Below are 293 nucleotides of genomic sequence, written 5' to 3'. Positions count from 1 at the left end.
GTATCAGCGTGGTACTGAGGGAGTCAAAAGCATTGCACAATCATTAGGGATGAATCATGAAGCTTTACGTATGTGGATTAGGCAATACGAATCTCACGGGGTAAAAGCTTTTGAAAAAACCTATACATCTTACTCCACGGCATATAAACTAGACGTACTCAACTATATGAACGAGAATGGGACGTCTCCGAATGAAGCAGCTGTCATTTTCAAAATATCCTCACCTGGAGTCATTAGGAAATGGCGTAGTCAATTCAATGAACATGGAGTAGACGCCCTGAATTCAAAGAAAA

The 293-nt window shown here is 40.6% G+C and carries 1 protein-coding gene; it reads left to right on the top strand.

Going from position 1 to position 293, the window contains the following annotated elements; all coding sequences use genetic code 11:
- Nucleotides 1-49: 49 nt before the first annotated feature.
- Nucleotides 50-293: helix-turn-helix domain-containing protein (locus WA407_RS26440; protein ID WP_336078742.1), on the top strand; the 244-nt coding region annotated here is incomplete at its 3' end.

It is taken from the genome of Paenibacillus sp. 203, from assembly GCF_037027525.1.
Classification (GTDB): domain Bacteria; phylum Bacillota; class Bacilli; order Paenibacillales; family Paenibacillaceae; genus Paenibacillus; species Paenibacillus polymyxa_B.
Note: the sequence above shows the minus strand (reverse complement) of the source record. Positions and strands in the feature narration are given on the sequence as shown.